Origin of the sequence: Anaerosacchariphilus polymeriproducens (assembly GCF_003363435.1) — a bacterium.
Classification (GTDB): Bacteria; Bacillota; Clostridia; order Lachnospirales; family Lachnospiraceae; genus Anaerosacchariphilus; species Anaerosacchariphilus polymeriproducens.
Window position 1 is genome coordinate 1 of the sequence record NZ_QRCT01000050.1, and the last position, 21582, is coordinate 21582.

Annotated in this window: 24 protein-coding genes; all 24 read left to right on the forward strand. The window is 37.2% G+C overall.

Going from position 1 to position 21582, the window contains the following annotated elements:
• A partial coding sequence (locus DWV06_RS15415; RefSeq protein WP_205027776.1) for a helix-turn-helix domain-containing protein occupies nucleotides 1–242 on the forward strand: 242 nt, incomplete at its 5' end.
• Between the two features lie 2 nt (nucleotides 243–244).
• Complete coding sequence (locus DWV06_RS18450; protein WP_155522642.1) at nucleotides 245–406, forward strand: hypothetical protein; 162 nt, start codon at nucleotides 245–247, stop codon at nucleotides 404–406.
• Nucleotides 407–424: 18 nt separating this feature from the next.
• Nucleotides 425–637 (forward strand): hypothetical protein, encoded by a 213-nt coding sequence (locus DWV06_RS15420; protein WP_115483089.1) that lies wholly within the window; start codon nucleotides 425–427, stop codon nucleotides 635–637.
• A 1-nt stretch (nucleotide 638) separates the two neighbouring features.
• Complete coding sequence (locus DWV06_RS15425) at nucleotides 639–1055, forward strand: DUF1492 domain-containing protein (RefSeq protein ID WP_115483090.1); 417 nt, start codon at nucleotides 639–641, stop codon at nucleotides 1053–1055.
• Nucleotides 1056–1418: 363 nt separating this feature from the next.
• A complete protein-coding gene (locus DWV06_RS15430) occupies nucleotides 1419–1952 on the forward strand; it encodes an NUMOD4 domain-containing protein (protein WP_115483091.1) in 534 nt (177 codons plus the stop codon).
• A 22-nt stretch (nucleotides 1953–1974) separates the two neighbouring features.
• Nucleotides 1975–2178 carry a hypothetical protein gene (locus DWV06_RS15435; RefSeq protein ID WP_115483092.1) on the forward strand — a complete coding sequence of 68 codons (204 nt, stop codon included), beginning with the start codon at nucleotides 1975–1977 and terminating at the stop codon, nucleotides 2176–2178.
• A 183-nt stretch (nucleotides 2179–2361) separates the two neighbouring features.
• Complete coding sequence (locus DWV06_RS15440; RefSeq protein WP_115483093.1) at nucleotides 2362–4353, forward strand: PBSX family phage terminase large subunit; 1992 nt, start codon at nucleotides 2362–2364, stop codon at nucleotides 4351–4353.
• 46 nt (nucleotides 4354–4399) lie between these two features.
• Nucleotides 4400–5737: a phage portal protein gene (locus tag DWV06_RS15445; RefSeq protein WP_235828985.1), complete on the forward strand. Its 1338-nt coding sequence runs from the start codon at nucleotides 4400–4402 to the stop codon at nucleotides 5735–5737.
• Between the two features lie 107 nt (nucleotides 5738–5844).
• Nucleotides 5845–7401 (forward strand): phage minor capsid protein, encoded by a 1557-nt coding sequence (locus tag DWV06_RS15450; RefSeq protein ID WP_162300659.1) that lies wholly within the window; start codon nucleotides 5845–5847, stop codon nucleotides 7399–7401.
• Nucleotides 7402–7403: 2 nt separating this feature from the next.
• Nucleotides 7404–7607 (forward strand): hypothetical protein, encoded by a 204-nt coding sequence (locus tag DWV06_RS15455; protein WP_115483095.1) that lies wholly within the window; start codon nucleotides 7404–7406, stop codon nucleotides 7605–7607.
• A 248-nt stretch (nucleotides 7608–7855) separates the two neighbouring features.
• A complete protein-coding gene (locus tag DWV06_RS15460; RefSeq protein WP_115483096.1) occupies nucleotides 7856–8452 on the forward strand; it encodes a phage scaffolding protein in 597 nt (198 codons plus the stop codon).
• Between the two features lie 21 nt (nucleotides 8453–8473).
• On the forward strand, nucleotides 8474–9427 hold the full coding sequence (locus DWV06_RS15465) for a major capsid protein (RefSeq protein ID WP_115483097.1): 954 nt from the start codon (nucleotides 8474–8476) through the stop codon (nucleotides 9425–9427).
• Between the two features lie 158 nt (nucleotides 9428–9585).
• Nucleotides 9586–9948 (forward strand): head-tail connector protein, encoded by a 363-nt coding sequence (locus DWV06_RS15470; protein WP_115483098.1) that lies wholly within the window; start codon nucleotides 9586–9588, stop codon nucleotides 9946–9948.
• A 1-nt stretch (nucleotide 9949) separates the two neighbouring features.
• Nucleotides 9950–10315, forward strand: a complete 366-nt coding sequence (locus tag DWV06_RS15475; RefSeq protein WP_115483099.1) for a DUF6751 family protein — start codon at nucleotides 9950–9952, stop codon at nucleotides 10313–10315.
• An 8-nt stretch (nucleotides 10316–10323) separates the two neighbouring features.
• Nucleotides 10324–10743, forward strand: coding sequence for a minor capsid protein (locus tag DWV06_RS15480; protein WP_115483100.1), 420 nt, complete (start codon nucleotides 10324–10326; stop codon nucleotides 10741–10743).
• A 2-nt stretch (nucleotides 10744–10745) separates the two neighbouring features.
• The gene (locus DWV06_RS15485; RefSeq protein WP_115483101.1) at nucleotides 10746–11189 is read left to right on the forward strand and encodes a hypothetical protein; all 444 of its coding nucleotides are present in this window, start codon (nucleotides 10746–10748) and stop codon (nucleotides 11187–11189) included.
• Between the two features lie 3 nt (nucleotides 11190–11192).
• Nucleotides 11193–11666: a hypothetical protein gene (locus DWV06_RS15490; protein ID WP_115483102.1), complete on the forward strand. Its 474-nt coding sequence runs from the start codon at nucleotides 11193–11195 to the stop codon at nucleotides 11664–11666.
• 111 nt (nucleotides 11667–11777) lie between these two features.
• The gene (locus DWV06_RS15495; RefSeq protein WP_115483103.1) at nucleotides 11778–12215 is read left to right on the forward strand and encodes a hypothetical protein; all 438 of its coding nucleotides are present in this window, start codon (nucleotides 11778–11780) and stop codon (nucleotides 12213–12215) included.
• The gene (locus DWV06_RS15500; RefSeq protein ID WP_115483104.1) at nucleotides 12212–12775 is read left to right on the forward strand and encodes a Gp15 family bacteriophage protein; all 564 of its coding nucleotides are present in this window, start codon (nucleotides 12212–12214) and stop codon (nucleotides 12773–12775) included. The genes DWV06_RS15495 and DWV06_RS15500 overlap by 4 nt, the downstream gene beginning before the upstream one ends.
• 15 nt (nucleotides 12776–12790) lie before the next feature.
• Entirely contained in the window at nucleotides 12791–15835 is a 3045-nt protein-coding gene (locus tag DWV06_RS15505; protein ID WP_115483105.1) for a phage tail protein, read from the forward strand.
• Between the two features lie 11 nt (nucleotides 15836–15846).
• Entirely contained in the window at nucleotides 15847–16221 is a 375-nt protein-coding gene (locus DWV06_RS15510; protein WP_115483106.1) for a DUF6711 family protein, read from the forward strand.
• Nucleotides 16222–16548: 327 nt separating this feature from the next.
• On the forward strand, nucleotides 16549–18657 hold the full coding sequence (locus DWV06_RS15515; protein WP_147289873.1) for a hypothetical protein: 2109 nt from the start codon (nucleotides 16549–16551) through the stop codon (nucleotides 18655–18657).
• Between the two features lie 158 nt (nucleotides 18658–18815).
• Complete coding sequence (locus DWV06_RS15520) at nucleotides 18816–19436, forward strand: pyocin knob domain-containing protein (protein ID WP_162300660.1); 621 nt, start codon at nucleotides 18816–18818, stop codon at nucleotides 19434–19436.
• Nucleotides 19437–19451: 15 nt separating this feature from the next.
• Nucleotides 19452–21569: a GDSL-type esterase/lipase family protein gene (locus DWV06_RS18710; RefSeq protein WP_115483109.1), complete on the forward strand. Its 2118-nt coding sequence runs from the start codon at nucleotides 19452–19454 to the stop codon at nucleotides 21567–21569.
• Nucleotides 21570–21582: the final 13 nt, after the last annotated feature.

The window sequence follows — 21582 nt, forward strand, 5'->3', positions numbered from 1 at the left end:
ATTCGGGAGGGATAAAGATGTTGGTTAGAAGTCAATTTAAAGAACGTTTAAAAGAACTTAGGTTTGAGAAAAATGTGTCAATGGCGAAGGTGCAGAAAGATACAGGCATATCGGCGAATATGATTAGCTTCTATGAGCGAGGTGTTTCTGAACCAACAGGAGAAAAAATAATAAAGCTTGCACAATACTTCCGAGTTACAAGTGATTACTTGCTTGGGTTATCAAACAGAAATGAGGTGTAAATATGTTCGATATAAAAATAGAATTTACGGATGGTACGGAAAAGATAATAGAAAATGTGGAAGATTATGACCTAGATGTTAAATCGCGTTGTTTTCTTATCGAAAAGTCGGGGCATACAAGTGCTGCACCCTGTGAAAATGTTAAATACATAGGCAAGGCTTAGAGAGTGAGGTGTAATAGTATGGACACAAATAATATTTTTACAAGACCAGAAAAACCATTCTTAGTTGTTTCACATTTTGAAGAAAACGGAGAAATAAATATTGAATGGTGCGAAGATTTGGAAGATGTAAAAGAACACATTAATGGTTATAAAGCCGATTTTAAAGATTTTGTGGTTGATGATATTATTGAGATTGGTTCATGTAGAAGATATTTAGATAGTGAGGTGTAATATGACAGCAAAGGAATATTTGTATCAGTTAAAAGACATAGACGACTTAATAAACAGCAATCAGGAGGAAGTGGACAGGCTTAGAGCAATGGCAACTAATATATCCGTTACATATTCAGACGAGCCACATGGTAGCGGAACAAGTGACAAGGTAGGGAATACAGTAGTAAAGATTGCAGACCTTGAAAATGAGATAAACGACCTCATAGACGAACTAGTAGACTTAAAAAGGGAAATAATAAGCATCATAAAGCAGATAAAGGGCATAAGGGAAAGAACAATCTTAATAAAACGGTACATAAACAATAAGACATTGGAACAATCAGCAGTTGAGATGGGAATCTCATACATATGGGCAAGAAAGATTCATGGAATGGCATTATTAGAATTTGAAAAAGTTAAGAAAACAAAAAGTTAGTATACAAAAGTATCCATGAGTTAATAGAAGTTTATAAAAAAACGTGAGATAATGGTATAGTAATAATAAAAACAAATGCAAGCTGTTCCCGAAAAACAGAAATGCAATCTTATTATTCAAATCCTCAAAAGGGCTACTGTAAAAGGTAGCTCTATAAATTTAAAAAGGTAGTGCCTGTCTAGTACAGGAGGGAAAAACAACGTTTCAAAAAAAGCGACTAAGCGGACAGTCAAGGAACGAACAGCAATATAATAAAACAAGAGTAACGCATATCGGGGTATGTTCCCGAACTCTTCATAACTTTTAATCAAGGCATGGCGAAAAGCTGTGCCTATTTTTATGTGTAGAATGGAGAGATAGAAAATGGAGATATGGAAAGACATAGAAGGATATAAGGGGTCATACCAAGTAAGCAACATAGGAAGAATTAAAAGTCTTAAAAGGGTTATTATGCGTAGCGACGGCAAAGAACAAACAATAAAAGAAAGAATATTAAAACCACTTGTACACACAAATGGTTATTTGCTAGTTGCTTTATATGATAATGGAAAACAGAAAAACATGTTAATTCATAGGCTTGTGGCACTTACCTTTATTGACAATCAAGAAAACAAACAAGAAGTAAACCATAAGGACGGAAATAAGACCAATAACCATATTAATAATCTCGAATGGAATACATCAAGCGAAAACAAACAACATGCTTATAGTGTATTGAACAGAAAAACGAATGGAAAAGTAATTTCCCAATTCACAAAAACAGGAGATTACATAAAAACCTACTATAGCACATACCATGCAGAGCGAGAGACAGGAACGAATCAATCGGATATCACAAAGGTGTGTAAAGGAAAAGCAAAAACAGCAGGCGGTTGCATTTGGCAATATGCCGGTTAGTAAATAAAGGAGTCGTGAGAAAATGAATATAGGTGTATTTTTAATATATGTTGTAGTTTATGCGATTATGTGTCTTTTGATGTTTAGGAAAAATATAATTATTGACGAATTGAATCATGAAGCAGAAAAAGACTTGGAGATAATTATTAGGGCATCAATACAAATCAGTGCAATGGAGCGAAGAATAGAAGAATTAGAAGAAGAAATAGAAAGGTTAAAGGGGTGAATACATGGAGTACATAGCTTGGATATTATTAACCATTTATTTGATAGTAATATACGGAGGACTAAAGGAATTTGTTGCACATAAACAAGATGGTGCTTTTCGGTATATATTTTTAATAATAACGTGTTTTTGTACTGTGCTTTTATGCTTAGATAAAATAATAACATAGGATGGTGGTGATAAATGGCAAGAGCAAGAGATCCAAACAGAGATAAAGCATTTGAAATATATAAAAGTAATCAGGGTATAGAATTAACTGAGATTGCAAGTCAGTTAAACATTCCGGTTACTACAGTTCGTAGTTGGAAAGCAAGAGATAAATGGGAATGCAATGCAACGCAATGCAATGCAAGCAGGAAAGCTTTTGATGATGGGACGAGGGAAACAATGTTAAATGAAGACCTCACTCATGAACAAAGGCTTTTTTGCATTTATTACAGTAAGACATTTAATGCAACGCAGAGTTACTTGAAAGCCTACGGACGCAGTTATGATGTAGCAAATGCAGAAGGGTATAAAATGCTTGTGAAGCCTTGTGTCAAGAAGGAAATAGAGAGACTCAAGGAGATTAAACGTCAGCAAATAGTAGCTAGTGAATCAGACATAGTAGAAATGCACATGAAGATAGCCTTTTCAGACATAGGTGATTATCTTAACTTTGGCAGAAAGACAATCGAGAATGATGGAAGTGAGTTTGAAGTAAATTATGTCGATTTCAAAGAATCCTCTAATGTAGACACTCAACTTATACAAGAGGTAAAACAAGGCAGAGAAGGAGTCAGCATCAAGCTGGCTGACAAACAGAAATCTCTTGACTGGCTTGATAAACATTTCATGTATAACCCAATGGACAAGCACAAGATAGAATTTGACAAGCTAAAGCTGGAAATGGAACGCAAGAAGTTGGAACCAGAGGAACGGAACGAAGGAGTTAAATATTCCGGTATTCCTGCCACAATGGTTGCGCCGGCATTTAGCAAAGTCATATTTGATATAGAAAATCAGGAACATACAGAATATGTATTCCCGGGTGGTCGTGGTTCTACAAAATCTTCATTTATCAGTACAGAGGTAATTGACTTAATTGAAAAGAATCCAGATATGCATGCCTGTGTCTTAAGACAGGTAAAAGATACATTAAGGGATTCAGTATATCAACAAATGCTATGGGCAATATCAGCACTAGGACTTGAGGACGAATACAAATGTACTACTTCTCCTTTGGAAATCACAAAGAAAAGTACAGGGCAAAAGATATTCTTTCGTGGAGCAGACGATCCATTCAAGATTAAATCAATTAAAGCACCATTTGGTTATATTGGAGTTGCGTGGTTTGAAGAATTAGACCAGTTTAAAGGAGCGGAACAAGTTCGTAATATGGAACAGTCCCTAATCCGTGGCGGTGAGAAAGCTTATATATTTAAGTCGTTTAACCCTCCTAAAAGTGCTATAAACTGGGCAAATAAATATATTAAGGTTCCAAAAGCTAACAGGCTGATAACACATAGTACTTATTTAGACGTTCCAAAACAATGGCTAGGAAAACCGTTCATTGATGAAGCAGAGTTTTTAAAAGAAGTCAATCCAACAGCATACGAAAATGAATACATGGGTGTTGCAAATGGTACAGGAGGTAATATCTTTGATAACCTTACCGTCAGAACAATAACAAATGAAGAAGCTGCAACATTTGATAGATTGTACTTTGGAGTTGACTGGGGTTGGTATCCGGACCCGTGGACATTTAATAAAGTCTATTACAATGCGCAGCAACACAAACTTTATATCTTGGATGAAGATAGAAGAAACAAGACCAGCAACGAGAAAACAGCAAAGATATTGAAAGAAGAACATGGAATAAACCCTAATGACAAGATTGTATGTGATAGTGCAGAGAATAAGTCCATTGAGGATTATAGATCATATGGTTTGTTTGCAAGAGGAGCGATAAAGGGTCCCAATAGTGTTGAGTACTCAATGAAATGGCTGCAATCACTAAGTGAAATCATTATTGATAATACAAGGACACCTAACACAGCGACAGAGTTTCTAGACTATGAATATGAAAGAGATAAAGAAGGAAATGTATTGAGCGGTTATCCAGATGCAAATAACCATCACATAGATGCTATTCGTTACGCATTAGAAGAAATTTGGAGAAGGAGAGGTATGTAGGATGTTAGAAAAACTATTAAACCTCATAAGAAAGGTGGTAAGTAAGTTGTTTAGTAGTACAACCGTTGAAAAAGAACTAGATACTGATATTATAACGAGTCCTGAAATGTCTGTATCGGTTGACTTGTGGTCTAAAATGTACCAGGGTGTGCCACCTTGGTTAAGTGGCACAGTAAAAGGATTCAATTTATCGTCTTCAATAGCTGCTGAAATTGCTAGGCTGGTAACACTGGAAATGGAAAGCAATGTTGTTAATAATACATATCTTGACGAGCAGTATCAAGTTGTTATTGATGATATTCGTAGATATACAGAATATGCCTGTGCTAAAGGAGGAATAGTATTTAAACCATATGCAAATGGTGAGAATATCGAGGTAGACATTACACAAGCTGATTACTTTTTCCCTACAGCAACAAATTCCAGAGGAGAAATAACAGGAGCCGTATTCCTGGACACAAAAAGCGTAGGTGATTACGTATATACCCGGCTGGAAGAACATTCTTTAGTAGGGACTACATATACCATAAAAAATAGAGCGTTTCTAAATACGAATGCTGAATATAGCGACAATCTAGGTAAAGAGATACCATTGACAGATGTAGAAGAATGGGCAGAGTTAGCACCGGAAGTTACAATCCAAAACATAAAGAAACCATTATTTGCTTACTTCAAGATGCCTTTCGCCAATACGATTGATACCGGGTCCCCTTTAGGTGTCTCCGTGTATTCCAGAGCAGTTGGAGACTTGGAAGAACTTGACAAACAGTATTCCAGAATATTGTGGGAGTATGAAGGCTCTGAATTGGCTGTAGATGCAAGTATCGACTGCTTTAAGTTAGATGTATATGGGAATCCAATACTACCGCAAGGAAAAGAAAGGCTTTTTAGAAGCTTGTTTTTTTCATCAGATACAGAAAAAGATTCAATAAAGACATTTTCACCGGACATAAGAGACGTTAGTTTATTCAACGGATTGGACAAGTTACTACGGCAAATAGAATTTAAGTGTGGACTGGCTTACGGAACATTATCGGATCCACAGAATGTAGATAAGACAGCAGAGGAAATAAAGACAAGTAAGCAACGGTCCTATCAAACCATAAAAGATACACAAAAGTCCTTGGAAAAAGCCTTGAAGCATTTAGTTTATTGCATGGAGGTAGTTGGAAATTTAAGTGGTTTACCTACCGGATTGAATAACGAGGTTACATTTGAGTGGGATGATAGCATTCTAGTGGATGAAGCAACGGAAAGGCAACAGGACAGGCAGGATGTGGCAATGGGAGTAATGAGTCTGATAGAGTATCGGGTGAAGTGGTATTCAGAAACTAAGGAAGAAGCAGCTAAAAACATACCGCAACAAGCGGATACTATTCAGTAGGGGGTGTTTTATGAAGAGAGTATTATTGCCTGTAATCAAATTATTAAACAATGTTTTAAAGGTGGCAAATGAAGCATTATTTAAACTTATAATTAGGCGGTGATTAAATGTATACACCATCTGATTTAGAGAAGATGCCAAAGGAGTTTGAAAGACTTCTGTCAGATGCTGAAATGCGTATCATGGACGATATTGTTCGACGTATCGCAATAAACAAAGAGATAACAAGGTCAGCGGATTGGCAGTTGTTCCGGTTGACTCAAATGGGAGAACAAAGGAAGACAATAGATGATATTCTCAAAAGGACATTAGATCTGTCTCATTCAGAAATAAAACATCTGTACGAAGATGTAATTGGGGAAGGTTATTCGAGGGATGAAGACTTATACAAAGCTACCGGGACAGAGTTTATTCCATTCCGTAAGAACTTGGAATTACAACAGGCCATTAAAGCAGTTAAATCTCAAACTCTTGACGAACTAAAGAACATAACGAGAACAACAGGGTTCGCTACTAAGGTGGCAGGAAAGACAGTATTTACACCAACAGCGGAATATTTTCAGAATATCCTTGATGGTGCCATGATGGATATTGAAACAGGAGCATTTGACTACAACTCAACTATCAACCGTGTAATAAAAGAAATGACAGCGAGTGGTTTAAGAACCGTAGACTATGGCACCGGATGGAGCAATAGAGTAGAAGTCGCAGCGAGAAGGGCGGTCATGACAGGAGTTTCTCAAGTAACCGGCAAGATAAACGAAATACACGCAAAAGAACTTGATACAGAGTATTTTGAAGTATCATGGCATGGCACAGCAAGACCTTCACACCAGGAGTGGCAAGGTAAAGTATTTAAAAAGTCTGAACTAGAGTCTAAATGTGGTTTAGGCACTGTAACCGGGTTGTGTGGTGCTAACTGCCGGCATAGTTATTATCCATTTGTTAAAGGAGTTTCTAAACGTACATACACAGATAAACAATTAGCTAAAATGAATGCGAAAGAAAATGAAAAAAAGTCTTTTGCCGGGAAAGAATATACTGCATATGAAGCAACACAGCGCATGAGACAAATGGAAACACAAATGCGAGCACAAAGGCAGAGAATAAAGCTATTAGAGAGTGGAAATGCTGATAATGACGATATTATTACTGCTAAGGTTAAATACCAAGCTATATCTCAACAATATGTGCAATTTGCAAATGCTATGGATCTACCACAAGAAAGACAAAGAGTCTATGGTGATGGTTTAGGCCGTGTCGGCGGTGGGAAAGGTATTGCAAAAACTAACCCAAGTGATATAATAAAGGAGAGAATAAAAACCAGCGAGTACAGCACTAAATTGAGTAAGCAGCAATATTATAAGCATGTTGAAGGAACAAAACAATATAACGATTATATGAGGTCCAGAACAGCAAAAGGAAACACTCCACAAAGCATAATAACAATCGATGCGGAAACGGTTCAGGATATTATAAATAATTATTCCGGCTCTGGAAAAGTTAAAGTATTGAATTCAGGTGTAATATCAAATGTGGAATTTGTTACATATAGTGAAATAGTAGGTAAATATCATAATGGAACTGATTGGACTAATACAAAAAGGTTTGCAATTCACTATGGTAAAAAGGGAACTCATATCGTCCCAGTAAAGGAGGAATAAAAATGGTTAATATATGGGATTTTGCAAATTCTTCTATTGTTAAGCTGAGAACTATCGAAGGAAACGAATATAAAGGAAAGGTTGTCTGTGTTGATGATGCAGAAGAAGACGAAGAAGTTACAGAAGATAGTATCACGATAGATGTAAAAGGGAAATATATAGGCTTTAATCAATCAGAAATTGAAATAATAGAAGAAGTAAAATAATACCATCTAGCAAATAAATGTTAGGTGGTTTTTTTATGCTCATTTTTGAAAGGCGGTGACTATATCTTGAAGCTATTTATAGAATTTATGCAGAAAGGTTAAGGTGATCCTTTTTATCTCCCTAGAAGACGTTGGGTTAAACGTCTTATTTTTATGCCCTTAGACAGGTGATTAGTCTTAAAACAGTCGATTCATGAGCCGAAAGTAACAGGCTTAAAACTACTTAAAAATGAAAGGAAAGAAGATAGATGAAAAAAGAGATTTTAACAGGAATGGGACTTACAGAAGACCAGATTGCAACAATCATGGCAGAGAATGGGAAAGACATTGAAAGGGAAAAGGCGAAAATTACAGCAGCAGAGCAGGACAGAGACGAACTAAAAACCCAATTGGATGAAACCAAGAAAGCTTTAGAAGGGTTTGACGGGGTTGATATTGATGCTTTAAACAAGCAGATTAACGACCTTAAAACAGACCTAAGTAGTAAAGATGTCGAATACCAGAAAAAGATTGCTGATATGGAGTTTAATAGCGTGCTAGATGCTGCTATAAGCGAGTACGGAGCAAAGAACGCAAAGGCAGTAAAGGCTTTATTGGAAATGGATAGTTTAAAAGAAAGCAAAAACCAAGCTGATGATATTAAAAAGGCGGTTGAAGCTGTGAAAAATGACAATGATTATCTATTTAATTCAACGGACACACCTAGATTCGCTCAAGGCACCAACCAGGGGCAGCAATCAATTACAAATAACCCCTGGAAAAAAGACACATTTAACTTAACAGAGCAAGGGAAGATCATGAGAGAGAATCCGGAACTTGCAAAACAACTAATGAATGCAAAATAAGAAAGAGAGAGTGAATAAAATATGGCAACTACAAGAATAGCAGATGTTATTGTACCTGAGGTATTTAACCCTTATGTAATTCAAAGAACAGCGGAATTGTCCGCATTAGTACAGTCTGGAATCATTTCAAATGACCAGCAATTAGACGCTTTAGCAAGCGCAGGCGGTAAACTTATTAATATGCCTTACTGGAATGATTTAACTGGTGATGATGAAGTATTGAGCGATAGCGCAGCATTGACACCGGAAAAAATCACAGCAAGCCAAGACGTTGCAGCTCTATTTATGCGTGGTAAGGCTTGGAGCACAAACGATTTAGCAAAAGCTTTAGCTGGTTCCGACCCAATGATGGCGATAGGTGACTTAGTAGCAGAATATTGGAGCCGGAGGAGACAAGCTTTGTTATTTGCAATCTTAAAAGGTGTATTTGCATCTGGTACACTTGCTTCTAACCAATTGGACGTAAGTGCTTTAACAGGTGATGCCGCCACAATTACAGGTAATACCTTTATTGATGCTGTGACTAAATTAGGAGATGCAGCTGGAAAAGTATCAGCTTTTGCGGTACATTCCGCAGTATACGCAGAACTTAAGAAACAGAACTTAATCACTACAATTAAGCCTTCTGAAAATATAGAGATTGACTCTTACATGGGTAAACGTATTATCGTAGACGATACTTGCCCGGTGGCTACAGATGTATACACTACATATTTATTTGGAGAGGGTGCGATTGGGTTAGGAAATGGAGCAGCACCCACACCAACTGAAACAGATAGAGATAGCTTGGCTGGGGATGATATTCTTATCAATCGTCAACACTTCGTATTGCATCCACGTGGAGTCAAATTTACGTCTGCAAGTGTAGCAGGCCCTTCTCCTACAAATGCAGAAGCAGAGACAGGCACGAACTGGTCAAGAGTATATGATCCTAAAAATATCAGAATCATAGAATTTAAACATAAAATTGGTTAATCATGAGGGCGGTTATCCGTCCTCTTTTTATTGGAGGTGATTAAAATGGGTTTAGCTTCATTTAATCGTATGCGCAGAGAGCAAGAAAAGAAGAAACAGCAGGAAGAACAAGTAAAAGCAAAACAACCCAAGACAAAAGCAAAAGCTGGTGATAAATAATGGCTTATGTAGATTATACATACTATTCTCTTAGTTACTTACTAGGTAAACAGGCATCAATAGCAGAAACAGAATTCCCTTATTATGCTATGAAAGCTACGAAGAAGATTGACCAGTATACTTTTAATAATATTGACTCAACTAATATACCGGAATCAGTAAAGATGTGCTGCTGTGAATTAGCAGAGAGTTTTTACAATCAAGACTCTAACAGCAATACCAATGTAGCATCTGAAAGAGTTGGCGAATATTCAGTAAGCTATGTTACAGGACAAGCGGTTGAGGATGCTAAGAAAGCCGTGATAAAAGAAATTATTTATAATTGGTTATCGGACACAGGATTACTATACAGGGGGTGCTGATATGTACACAAATGCAGACATAACACTATATCAATATAGTTCCTCTGGTTATGTGAGAAAAGTAGTCAATGGAGTGTTCTGGAATGAAGTCAAGCAATCCAATGTCATGAGAAGTGGTATTGCGAATGCTGATTCAGTAGTAATATTTATTCCTAAAAGCAATGTTACGGATTTAGAGATAACAACAAGTAAAGACTTGGTGGTGAATGGAGTAATAGATTTTGAATTTGATAATGCGACAAGTGCCACTATTAGTGCATCAATGTCAACTTTAATCAAGACGTATGACACACATACAATAACAGCGTTTGATAAAAAGATATTTGGCAGCGAGAAAATGCACCATTATCAATTATCTTGTAAGTAGGTGATAGGATGGATTTTAAACTAAATATTAAACCAGTAGAAGTCATAAAGAAAAACCACAATATGCAGAACAATGGTAAAGTGCAAAGGTATATTGATAGCGAATGCATTCGCTTGATGGCTCCATACACACCATTTAAACAAGGAGTGTTGGAAAAGTCAGCAACAGCAGGAACTAAAATCGGAAGTGGCCAAATAAAACAAAATGCACCATATGCAAGGTATCAATATTATGGAAAGCTTATGGTATCATCTGTTACTGGCAGTGCATGGGCTTCACAGGGAGAGTCTAAAGTACTTACTGGGAAAGATTTGATATATAATACAGGCAATCACCCAAGAGCAGGGAAAAAATGGTTTGAACGAATGAAAACAGACCACAGAAAAAGCATCTTGAAAGGTGCTCAAAGAATAGCGAACAGGGGGTAAAGATGAATGTAATTGAAGTAGTGAAGCAAATGTTAACTGATTACCCAAAGATAACAGAATTTACAAATGATATTCATGTAGATTTTACCGATTCAGAACCAACTAATTTCGGTCTATCATCTACAGGTGACCAGTTATTGAGCGAAGATATTTTAGGAAATCAAATAAGGCAACACAATTTTGTACTATATGCAGTCAATCAGTCGATTAGTGACTATGACAGACTTGCAAATAGTACTTTTTTATTGGATTTATCCTATTGGTTGGAAACAGTCAAGGGACAGGAAATAGAAACAACGGTTAACGAGCAAATAAAAACTGGAAAGATAGTAAAAATGAGCAGCGCAAACGCAATGCTTTATGAAATACCGAACGGAGATATAAATGGCGGTGTAACTTATCAGGTTCAGATATATGCTCAATACACATTAGAAAGTGAGGAATAATAGATGGCGATTAAAATTGAAAGAAAGTATTTGGCGCACTTTTTGGATTCAAGCTTTGGTGGGACAACCTCTTACATACGTTTAGGACAGGATTTAGAAGAATATACAATTGAGTTGAATCCAGACGTAGAAACTACTAAAAACATATTAGGTGAAAGTTCTGCAGTAGTAAAAGGATATGAACCTTCCGGTTCAGTTGAGACCTTCTATGCATATGAAGGGGACGCTTTATTTACACAATTAGCAAGCATTGTAAATAATCGCTCCACTGGTTCATCATTGGAAACGACTGTAGTGGATGTATTAGTAACAAGTACCGGTACAGTTACTTGGGCATACAGAGAAGATGTTCTTGTCGTTCCACAGTCTATTGGTGGAGATGGCGCAGGAGTTCAAATTCCTTTTGAAATTCAATACAGAGGGAATAGAACAGCTGGTACTTTCGATATGGCTACAAAAGAATTTACTCCTGCCTAAATTAGCGGTGGCTTAGTTCCACCGCCCCTATTTTGGGGTTTAGAAATGTACCCTTAAATAATTTAAATGGCTTAAATCGCAAAATACAAGGTCGAAAAGAAAGGTGATATTATGCAAAGTATTAATTTTGATGATGGATATAAAGAGTTTGCAATAAATGGAGACGAATCAAGAGTTATCCGTTTTAACCCTTGTGATATGGGGATATTGGAGAGAATTAAAAAAGCATATGAAGAAATAGAGAAGGCAGAAGAAGAAAGTAAAGATATTGAATTGAAACCGGATGGCACGGTAAAAGATGATTTAGAGGAGTCCGTAAAAGCATTAGAGGTGTTTAAAAACGTGATTAATACACAGATAGATTACATTTTTAATAGTGCGGTTGCTGAGATTGCTTTTAACGGTCAGAGTCCATTATCTTTAGTTGGTGGTGTTCCGTTGTATGAAAGATTTTTAAATGCAATCCTTCCTATTATAGAGAAAGATGTTAAAAAAGAAATGAAAGCGAGTCAAAGGCGCATAAGCAAATACACGGATGTGGTTAAATGATTGGACAACTTCCAAAAGAATTAAATATTAATGGTGTAAAGAGAGCGATTCGGAGTGATTTCCGTGTGGCTCTTTTAATTTTTCAAGCATGGAACGATCCAGAACTTACAGAACAAGAAAAATCAATAGTAATGCTAGATTGCCTATACGAAGACCTTGAGACAGCGACAGAGGAAGATTACCAAACTTTATTAGAACAAGCTGTCTGCTTCCTTAATGGCGGTGAAGATTCACAGCAGCAGAAACAACCAAAAAAGACTATGGACTGGGAACAAGACGAAAAGCTGATATTTTCAGCGGTTAACAAGGTAGCAAACATTGAGACAAGGGCGGTCGAGTATCTCCATTGGTGGACATTTCTTAGTTATTTCAATGAGATAGGAGAAGGACTTTTCACAACCGTCTTAAACATTCGCAGCAAACAGAATAAAGGTAAGAAGTTGGATAAAGCAGAAAAAGACTTTTACCGGGAAAACAAGTCGTTAATTGATTTAAAACATAAGTATTCCGCTGAGGAACAAGCTGAAATAGATAAATTGAACGAATTACTGAATTCATAACAAGGGGGTGAGAGAATGGCAGTTGATGGAAGTCTCATATTTAACACAAAAGTGGATACAAAAGGCTTTAAAACAGGAGCGAATACAATTAAATCGCAAGCAAGTGGTTTAAAGAGTTCGCTCTTAGGCATAGGGAAAGCGATAGGCGCAGCTTTTGCGGTTGGCAAAGTAATTGAATTCGGTAAGCAAGCAGTTAAAACAGCGTCAGATTTACAGGAGGTTCAAAACGTTGTTGACACAGCTTTTGGAGATATGGCTTATAAGATGGAAGACTTTGCAAAGAATTCCATTGAAGCATTTGGTATGTCGAAGTTAACAGCAAAACAGGCAGGCTCAACCTTTATGGCTATGGGTGTAGGTATGGGAATAGCGCAGAGTTCAGCGTCCGATATGGCAATAGCATTGACTGGTCTTACAGGTGATATGTCAAGTTTTTATAATGTGAGTCAAGACGTGGCAAGTACGGCACTAAAATCCATCTTCACAGGTGAGACTGAAACATTAAAACAATTCGGAATTGTCATGACAGAAGCAAATCTACAACAATATGCTTTAAGCCAAGGTATTACAAAGTCAATATCAGCAATGAGCCAAGCGGAAAAAGTGCAGCTTAGATATAGTTTTGTGATGGCTCAAACAGCGTTGGCGCAGGGTGATTTTGCCCGAACAAGTGATTCGTGGGCGAACCAGACAAGGGTTTTATCCGAACGTTGGAAAGAGTTCTTAGGTATTCTAGGAGCCGGATTGATACAGATATTAACTCCTGTTGTTAAGTTTTTAAATGGTGTAATGTCTCAATTGATTTCATTCGCTACCACAGCAGGAAAGGTATTATCTTCTTTATTCAATATCAAGACTGCATCTAAAAGCGCAGCCGGAGCGGTGTCAAACATGGGAAGTGCGGTATCAGATGTTGCGACAGGTGCAAACAATGCAGGAACAAGCGTTGGAAATTTAGGAAAAGCTACTAAAAAAGCAGCTAAAGAAGCAAAGAAAAGCACAGCCGGATTTGATGAATTAAATGTCTTAAGCAGCAATATAGCCGATAGTGCTGGTGATGCATCTGACGCTTTAGGCGGTCTAGGTGGTGGCGGTGGTAACTATGGAATGAACGTTACTCCAACTGTACAAAAGCCGGATACAAAAGAGTTCGATTCTGGAATGTCTGAACTGGGCAAAAGAATAAAATCACTCGCCGTAGAAGTTGGCAACTCATTTATGAAAGGCTTTAATTCAAGTATTGGAAAACTCAACTTTAAAGAGATCATGGGACATCTTAATGGAATCAAGCAGTCACTTATTGGTATCTTTGGAGATGCAAAAGTACAAAGCGCAGCTAAGAACTGGCTTATGTCCGTATCGTATGCTATGGGGCAAGCAGCTGGAAGTATGGCAAGTATTGGCTTGACAGTGGCTGAGTTTTTCGTTGGCAGCATTGATAAATATTTGCAGCAAAACTCAGACTATATAAAAAATAAGATAATTGAACTATTCGACTTGCATGGAAAGATGGCTCTTATTATTGGGAGCTGGACACAATTATTTGCCGAACTATTCACAGTATTCAGAAGTGACGATGCCAAACAAGTTGGAGCGGACATAATAGCTATATTTACAACCGCCTTTTTTGAACTACTTACAATTGCTTATAAGTTTGGCAATGACGTGATGAACGCAATAAAAACACCAATCGAAGAAAACAAAGACGAGATAAAGAACGCACTAGCAAACTCGATTGGAATAATTTCAGTAATTGTTGGTACTGTAAAGGATGTTGTAAATAATACATTTGAGTCTATCCAGAAATCTTATGACAAATACGTGTCTCCAGCATTGCAGAAAATCGGTTCAGGATTCAGCATAATATTCAACTCTTTGTTAAACGCTTACAATAAATATTTCGCTCCTGTAATTACTCAAATTTCGCAGAAGTTGCGTGAGATTGCGAACGGTTCGCTCAAGGACTTAATACAAAACTTTGCCGAATTAGGCGGTAAGATAATTGATGGAGTTGCTACAATTTGGAAGAAAACAATTGCTCCATTTCTGGCATGGTTTATTGACAAGTTTGTGCCGCCACTAAGCAAGGCTATAGGTATTGTATCAACAATATTTTTAGGGTTAGTGAATGTTGTTATTGGAATTGTTAGCGGTTTAATAAAATCAATCGGTGGTATTATTGATTTTTTAGTCGGAGTGTTTACATTGGACTGGAAAAAAGCTTGGAATGGAATCAAGACATTTTTTGCTGGTATTTGGTCTGCAATTAAAGCAATCATAAGTCCTATAGGGAACTTTTTTAAGCAAAAATTTAAAGAGGCATACAACAATATTATAAACATATTCAAAAATATTGGAAAGTGGTTTAAAGATAGATATAAAAATGTAACAGACGCTTTTAAAGATGTTGGTACTTGGTTTAAGGGAAAATTTGACGGTGCTTGGAAGTTTATAAAAGAAGCGTTTTCGTTAAAATCAATTAAATCATTTTTTAATGATGTATGGGACGTTGTTAAAGCACCATTCGAGTCTGTAGGCACTTGGTTTAAGAATACATTTAGCGCAGCATGGGAGAAAGTAAAAGAGGTATTCAGCACAGGCGGAAAAGTATTTGATGGGATAAAAGATGGTATAGGCGAAGCTTTTAAGGCAGTAGTTAATACATTGATTCGTGGTATCAATGCAGTTATATCCGTGCCTTTTAAAGTAATCAACGGAGCACTCAACACGATTCGCAATATAAGCATTCCAGTAGCAGGTAAAGTGTTTAATGGATTACCAACGATAGACGCTCCACAAATTCCGCAACTAGCAACCGGAACCGTTGTTCCTGCTAACTATGGTAACTTTTTGGCTATCTTAGGAGATAACAAACGAGAAGCGGAAGTTGTTTCCCCATTATCCACCATGAAACAGGCGCTCAAGGAAACCATGCAAGAGTTTGGTGGCGGTGGAGATATTCACCTCACGGTGAACCTAGACGGACAACCAGTGTATCAAACAGTGGTTAAATATAACAAACAAAATACACGCAGGACTGGCAAAAATGCTTTAGCGTAGAAAGGAGTATCATGGCGCAATTTACCCCAGTATTTAAAGTAGCAGGAATAACCGTTCCTATGCCGGATAATTATAGTCAAGTTGTATCTGATCTATCAAGCGAAGAATCCGGGAGAACATTAGACGGAACAATGCACAAAGATGTTATAGCAGTAAAGTCAAGTGTCCCACTTGAATGGTCAAATATGGAATGGGACACAGCTTCTGCTCTGGCTAAAGCGGTAGATGGAAAAACAAGTGTAATATGCGAATACATTGATGTTCGCAACACATACCAAATGACTGCTATGACCATTTACATAGGTGACAGGACTTTTACCCCAACGACATTTACAACTGACGGTAAAGTATATTGGAAGGTATCATTTAGTGAAATCGAGGTGTAACAGATGATAAATGCATCACAAGAATTTAATAATATAGTGTATGGGCAAGGCGATAAAAATTTTCTTGGCAAAGCAGAAGTAACTTTGGCAAACAACACATCATTTACACTAGATAGTACAGAAATATGGGACGGTGGAATCCAAATATCAAGCCAAACTACCGATAGTGGTAGTTTTGGTATTGGGTTCTGCGCGTGCAATCAATTAATATTAAAAGTAAATAATACGAATGATAAATATACCGCTAGTGACTTTAGAGGTGCTGTCATTCGTCCGTATATTGGTTTAAAACTGGCAGACGAAACAATCGAATATGTTAAACGTGGGGTGTTTACTTGTGACATTTCGGAACAAATAGGAAATTATATAAGCATTACCTGTTTTGATAACATGTATAAGTTAGATAAAGAACTACAAAATATTAGTGGTTTAGCAGCAGGGGCGAAAATAGCCGATATATGCGACTCATGCGGTGTATCTCTTAAAACAATGGACTTTGATGGCTATGACCGACAGCTAATACTTAATGGTACATTTCCAGAAGGTTGTACATATAGGCAAGCCTTATCTTTTGTCTGCCAAGCGATTGGGAAATTTGCAAGATTCGACCAGAATGGCCAATTAGAAATAATATGGTATGACAATACTGCTTTTGTTGATAATAACATTCAATTAGATGGCGGTAAGTTTGATGCAAACGAACCTTATTATTTGACAGGAGATAATGAAGACGGTGGAGACTTTTCTTTTCTTGAAACCGATTCTTGCGACGCAGGAAGTTTTGAAGCAACAAAGGCTCACTACTTGTACCAGTTGAGTAGTTTAACATGTGCAATTAATGATGTATACATATCAGGTATTAAAGTGAGTTATGATGAATCCGCTTATTTATGCGGTACTGCTGATTATGCACTAGCAATAGAAGATAATCCTTATACAGCAGGATTCGAAGAAGAAACTGCTATTTATTTATACACAAGAATGGCAGGAATGTCATTCCAACCTTTATCGGTATCTTGCTTAAGCAATCCACTGATAGAAGAAGGGGACGCTGTATTTGTCATTGATAGAAAAGGAAATATCCACAAAACCTTTGCAACGAATGTCAATTTTACTATACGACAAAATACACAAATAACTTGTGACGCTGAAACACCACAAGCGAACAGTTCAGAATTTGGCTCCAACACACAGACAATTATACAAACAAGAAATATAGTCAAGAAAGAAATGACCAGTTATGATGTGGCGGTACAATGCTTTAATGACCTTATTTCTCACAGTTTTGGATTGTATAAAACCGAAGAAGTACAAACAGATGGCTCTGTCATTTACTACATGCATAATAAACCGACATTAGCGGAATCAATGACTGTATGGAAACAGACAGCGGATGCTTTTGCAGTTTCCACAGACGGAGGGCAAACCTGGAACGCTGGTTTTGATGCGCAAGGCAACGCAATATTAAATGTATTAAGTGCAATCGGCATCAATGCGGAATGGATAAAAGTCTTAACTGAATTCAATGTCAATGATAATTTTATTGTAAATTCAAGCGGTCAAATGTCATGTAAAGGCGCAGTAATCGATAATACTAATTTTAATGTGACAGCTAGCGGAGACACAACTGTAAAATCCATGACAATTGTAAATGATGGATATATAAAACAGGTAGTTGGCGAACAAAGTAGCAGTTCCATAAAATTTATATCTGGTTCTCTGATTGGTGACATTGGCTCTACTTTAGGTTTTACAATTGGTAGAGTAGACGAAGGGGCTTATATATTTTTTAGAACAAGCGGTGGAGTAATTAGCGAACCAGAAATGCCACGCAAAAGAATGAAAATATTTGCTGACCGATTGGATATATCAGGAATCGACCAAAGCCCAGTCATTTACTTTGACGGTTATAGGTTTAGTGATCCATCATCAACCACAGATACATGGGGAACAATACCAAGAATCGGGAAAAATGACGGAGTTATGGAAGTGGGTAAATACATTGACTTCCACAATTCAGATGGTAGCACAAGTGACTATGATGCTAGGTTGAATTGTGTAGGCAACACATTAGTATTAACTGGTGGCTTAAGTGTATCAGGGACTAAAAACCGTATCGTACAAACCGAACACTATGGCATACGTGCACTTAGCGCATATGAAACAGCAACACCTTACTTTGGTGATATTGGTAGCGGAAAGACGGACGAAAACGGAGAATGTAGAATCGATATTGAGCCTATATTTTTAGAAACAATTGAAAAAGATTACAAGGTATTTATACAGCCTTGTGGAATCGGTAGCCTTTATGCAGAAAAGCATGAGGGTTTTTTTATTGTGAAAGGTGCTGTAAACCTTGAATTTGATTTTGAAATCAAGGGCTATCAAAAAGGGTACAAAGATACAAGATTAACAGAATACATAGAGGAGGAATAAACATGGCCATACAAAATAGGAGAGGTTTAAAGGCTAATTTCAACGCAAATAAAATGTTGCCCGGGGAATTCGCATTTTGCACTGATACCGGAGAAGTATTTTATTGCTACAGTGCTGGTAATGTAAAAAGACTAACTACTGTGGAGGGAGTACAAACATTGTTAAGTTCTTCCCAAGAAGCTTATACAGCATTACAACAGTTAATTGCGGACTTGCAAGAGCAGACAGTATTGACTGGAATCCTTGCAGATATAGACGCGCTTCAAAACGGCAAGCTTGATAAAACAGGAGATAGTAAAGACAACACGGTTACATTTGCAGAAGCATCCACAGACACGAATATAGCAAGCGGTGAGACACATACAACTTTATTCGGAAAACTGTTAAAGAATATAAAGACATTGCGCAGTTTGATAGGTACTCTTGCAAACCTTACAACAACCGAAAAAAGTAACTTAGTAGGTGCAATAAACGAAATAGCAGGTCAATATGGGAAAAAGATTGACATAAACAACAGTGGTTACGAACAGAACACAAGAGGTTTAAGAACAGTAACTAATGCGAATATAAATGAGGTGGCGCACACTGGTGATTATTATTGTGTAGGATGCACGAACAGACCGGTAGAAGTCAATGGAATCCTTGAAGTCAAAGCACAGGACTATGACACGATCTGGCAAGTATACACACCATACACTTCGGAAATCATATACACTCGCAAGAAAGTGCCTGGTTCCGGCTGGCTTGCGTGGAAGAAGATAACACCAGTAGCATTATAGACAAGGAGTTGAGACATGAGAGAAATTACTATAACGCAAAAAGAGCAAGCTTTAACTTGTTCTGAACCAATAACTTTGCAACAGTACGAAAGCAATATAACAAAATTGATTTTCCAGACAGATGCAAATATAAATGATTTTGTTTATGCCGGTTTTGGTAGAAGTGGGACGAATGACTACATATTAAAAGAATTAGATGATAAATATGGGGTTGCAATTGATTCAAGTATCACAAGAACACCGGGTAGAGTACAAGTGATATTACTTTGTACAAATAAAGAAATTATAGATGGAAAATTGAGTAATACAGGGTATGTATATATTACGAAGCCGAAAGAATTAATAACAGTGTCTAAAAACTTTATTAATGGAGCCATTAGTGTTATTCCGCAGATTGTAACAGACACAAGCCATATTGTACCTACTATATCCGTGGAGGAAACAGACACAGGGGTATCGATAAAGGTAGAAGATAGGGACGGTGTAAAAACTGCTAATATCCCAAAAGGTACAGGCTCAACCGTTGATTTGACCGGATATGCAACAAAAGACTATGTTACAGAAACAATAAACGAAATACAGATACCGGAATCAACACCGGTTAAAGGAAAGAAGTTCTTGTTTATGGGGGATTCCATTACGGCAAACCCCAATGGTTATATTTCATATGTGGCAAATATTTTAGGAATTACTACAACAAATATGGCGGTGAATGGTGCGACTTGGCGAGATCGTAACGACTCAACAAATACGATTTACTCCCAGCTTAAAAATGTAGTTGAAAATCAGCAAAATTACATCCCGGATGCGATAGTTATAAGTGCAGGAACGAATGATAGCATAGCAACGATTTATTCCGCAGATACGCTTTACACGGCAATGGAACCATTTTACACAAACGCAGGAGGTGTTGTTAACTTAGAAACTGTTGACAGAAAAAACATTTTCGGAGCAACCAGGTATGTTGTAGAAACTTTGAAAAAGATATATCCAAATGCAGATATTTTCCTGTTATCACCAATTCAGAGCGCAATCAATGTCAAGGACTATAAAGTTGCACTTTCGACAGGAATCATATTGCAGGAGGTGGCCAAGAGGTTATCTGTTAATTTTATAGATTGTAATAATTGTGGTATTACAACCATGAATGCAGATCTGACGCTTGTGGATGGTCTACACCCAAATGATACAGGGGCAAAACTGCATGGGCAGTATGTGGCTAATAAGATTCTTAACTTTTATACCACTCAAAGGTTCGCAGTATTTTCCAATACAGTGCAAAGTATCATCACTTTAGATTCGACAACAGTATCGACAACAGTGGGAGCCTATCAGCAGATAAAAGCGAGTGTTTATCCATATACCGTGGAAAACAAAAACATTATTTGGAGTTCGAGCAATGAAGTAGTTGCAACGGTCTCTAATGGCTATATTACTGGCGCAGGAATTGGAACTTGTACGGTTACTGCAAAAGCAGAAGCAGACCAAACCAAAACACTTGTATTTAATGTTACAATTTCCGTAGCAGTTGACACCGGTTTAATATTTGAAGCAAATGAACTAGGAATTACAGGTGATACGTGGAAAGATAATATAACTAATATTCCGGCAAACTTAGCAAGCCCTGTCACAGCGTCTAGCGGAGTTGTGGTCAATGGTAAGTTTGACTTCAATGTATCAGGCTTAAATCTTGGTACAAAAACAGACTTTGCAGTTGTTGTAGATGCATATATACCAGACGATTTGACAGACGATTCCTTATTATTGGCTATTGGCTCCGACACTATAACAGGAGGTGACGAAAACGACAATATATTATTTTTTGTAGATGCATGGAACTATGATATGGGTTGTTGCCGAGTTATTTCAAATTGGACTTATTCGGAGCAGAAATCAACAACATATGTTAAAAATGCAAGCAATAAAATAGTGCTCAATGTATCCCTAGCGAATAATACCGTTACTATTTACACAAATGGGACATTATCGACTACGGTAACTCATGCAATCAATGCAAGTCAGTTAAAAACAATCTCAAATGCTTCTGGAACTTCAACACCATTCAGTGGTAGATACAACAGCATTCAGATATATAATCACTTATTGACAAGTGAAGAAATAGCAAGTTTATAAAGGCCTAAACGGT

What these genes read in the sequence shown, in the direction of transcription:
- DWV06_RS18450 (WP_155522642.1), top strand. Translation starts at nt 245, where the DNA reads ATGTTCGATATAAAAATAGAATTTACGGATGGTACGGAAAAGATAATA.
- DWV06_RS15420 (WP_115483089.1), top strand. Translation starts at nt 425, where the DNA reads ATGGACACAAATAATATTTTTACAAGACCAGAAAAACCATTCTTAGTT.
- DWV06_RS15425 (WP_115483090.1), top strand. Translation starts at nt 639, where the DNA reads ATGACAGCAAAGGAATATTTGTATCAGTTAAAAGACATAGACGACTTA.
- DWV06_RS15430 (WP_115483091.1), top strand. Translation starts at nt 1,419, where the DNA reads ATGGAGATATGGAAAGACATAGAAGGATATAAGGGGTCATACCAAGTA.
- DWV06_RS15435 (WP_115483092.1), top strand. Translation starts at nt 1,975, where the DNA reads ATGAATATAGGTGTATTTTTAATATATGTTGTAGTTTATGCGATTATG.
- DWV06_RS15440 (WP_115483093.1), top strand. Translation starts at nt 2,362, where the DNA reads ATGGCAAGAGCAAGAGATCCAAACAGAGATAAAGCATTTGAAATATAT.
- DWV06_RS15450 (WP_162300659.1), top strand. Translation starts at nt 5,845, where the DNA reads ATGTATACACCATCTGATTTAGAGAAGATGCCAAAGGAGTTTGAAAGA.
- DWV06_RS15455 (WP_115483095.1), top strand. Translation starts at nt 7,404, where the DNA reads ATGGTTAATATATGGGATTTTGCAAATTCTTCTATTGTTAAGCTGAGA.
- DWV06_RS15460 (WP_115483096.1), top strand. Translation starts at nt 7,856, where the DNA reads ATGAAAAAAGAGATTTTAACAGGAATGGGACTTACAGAAGACCAGATT.
- DWV06_RS15465 (WP_115483097.1), top strand. Translation starts at nt 8,474, where the DNA reads ATGGCAACTACAAGAATAGCAGATGTTATTGTACCTGAGGTATTTAAC.
- DWV06_RS15470 (WP_115483098.1), top strand. Translation starts at nt 9,586, where the DNA reads ATGGCTTATGTAGATTATACATACTATTCTCTTAGTTACTTACTAGGT.
- DWV06_RS15475 (WP_115483099.1), top strand. Translation starts at nt 9,950, where the DNA reads ATGTACACAAATGCAGACATAACACTATATCAATATAGTTCCTCTGGT.
- DWV06_RS15480 (WP_115483100.1), top strand. Translation starts at nt 10,324, where the DNA reads ATGGATTTTAAACTAAATATTAAACCAGTAGAAGTCATAAAGAAAAAC.
- DWV06_RS15485 (WP_115483101.1), top strand. Translation starts at nt 10,746, where the DNA reads ATGAATGTAATTGAAGTAGTGAAGCAAATGTTAACTGATTACCCAAAG.
- DWV06_RS15490 (WP_115483102.1), top strand. Translation starts at nt 11,193, where the DNA reads ATGGCGATTAAAATTGAAAGAAAGTATTTGGCGCACTTTTTGGATTCA.
- DWV06_RS15495 (WP_115483103.1), top strand. Translation starts at nt 11,778, where the DNA reads ATGCAAAGTATTAATTTTGATGATGGATATAAAGAGTTTGCAATAAAT.
- DWV06_RS15500 (WP_115483104.1), top strand. Translation starts at nt 12,212, where the DNA reads ATGATTGGACAACTTCCAAAAGAATTAAATATTAATGGTGTAAAGAGA.
- DWV06_RS15505 (WP_115483105.1), top strand. Translation starts at nt 12,791, where the DNA reads ATGGCAGTTGATGGAAGTCTCATATTTAACACAAAAGTGGATACAAAA.
- DWV06_RS15510 (WP_115483106.1), top strand. Translation starts at nt 15,847, where the DNA reads ATGGCGCAATTTACCCCAGTATTTAAAGTAGCAGGAATAACCGTTCCT.
- DWV06_RS18710 (WP_115483109.1), top strand. Translation starts at nt 19,452, where the DNA reads ATGAGAGAAATTACTATAACGCAAAAAGAGCAAGCTTTAACTTGTTCT.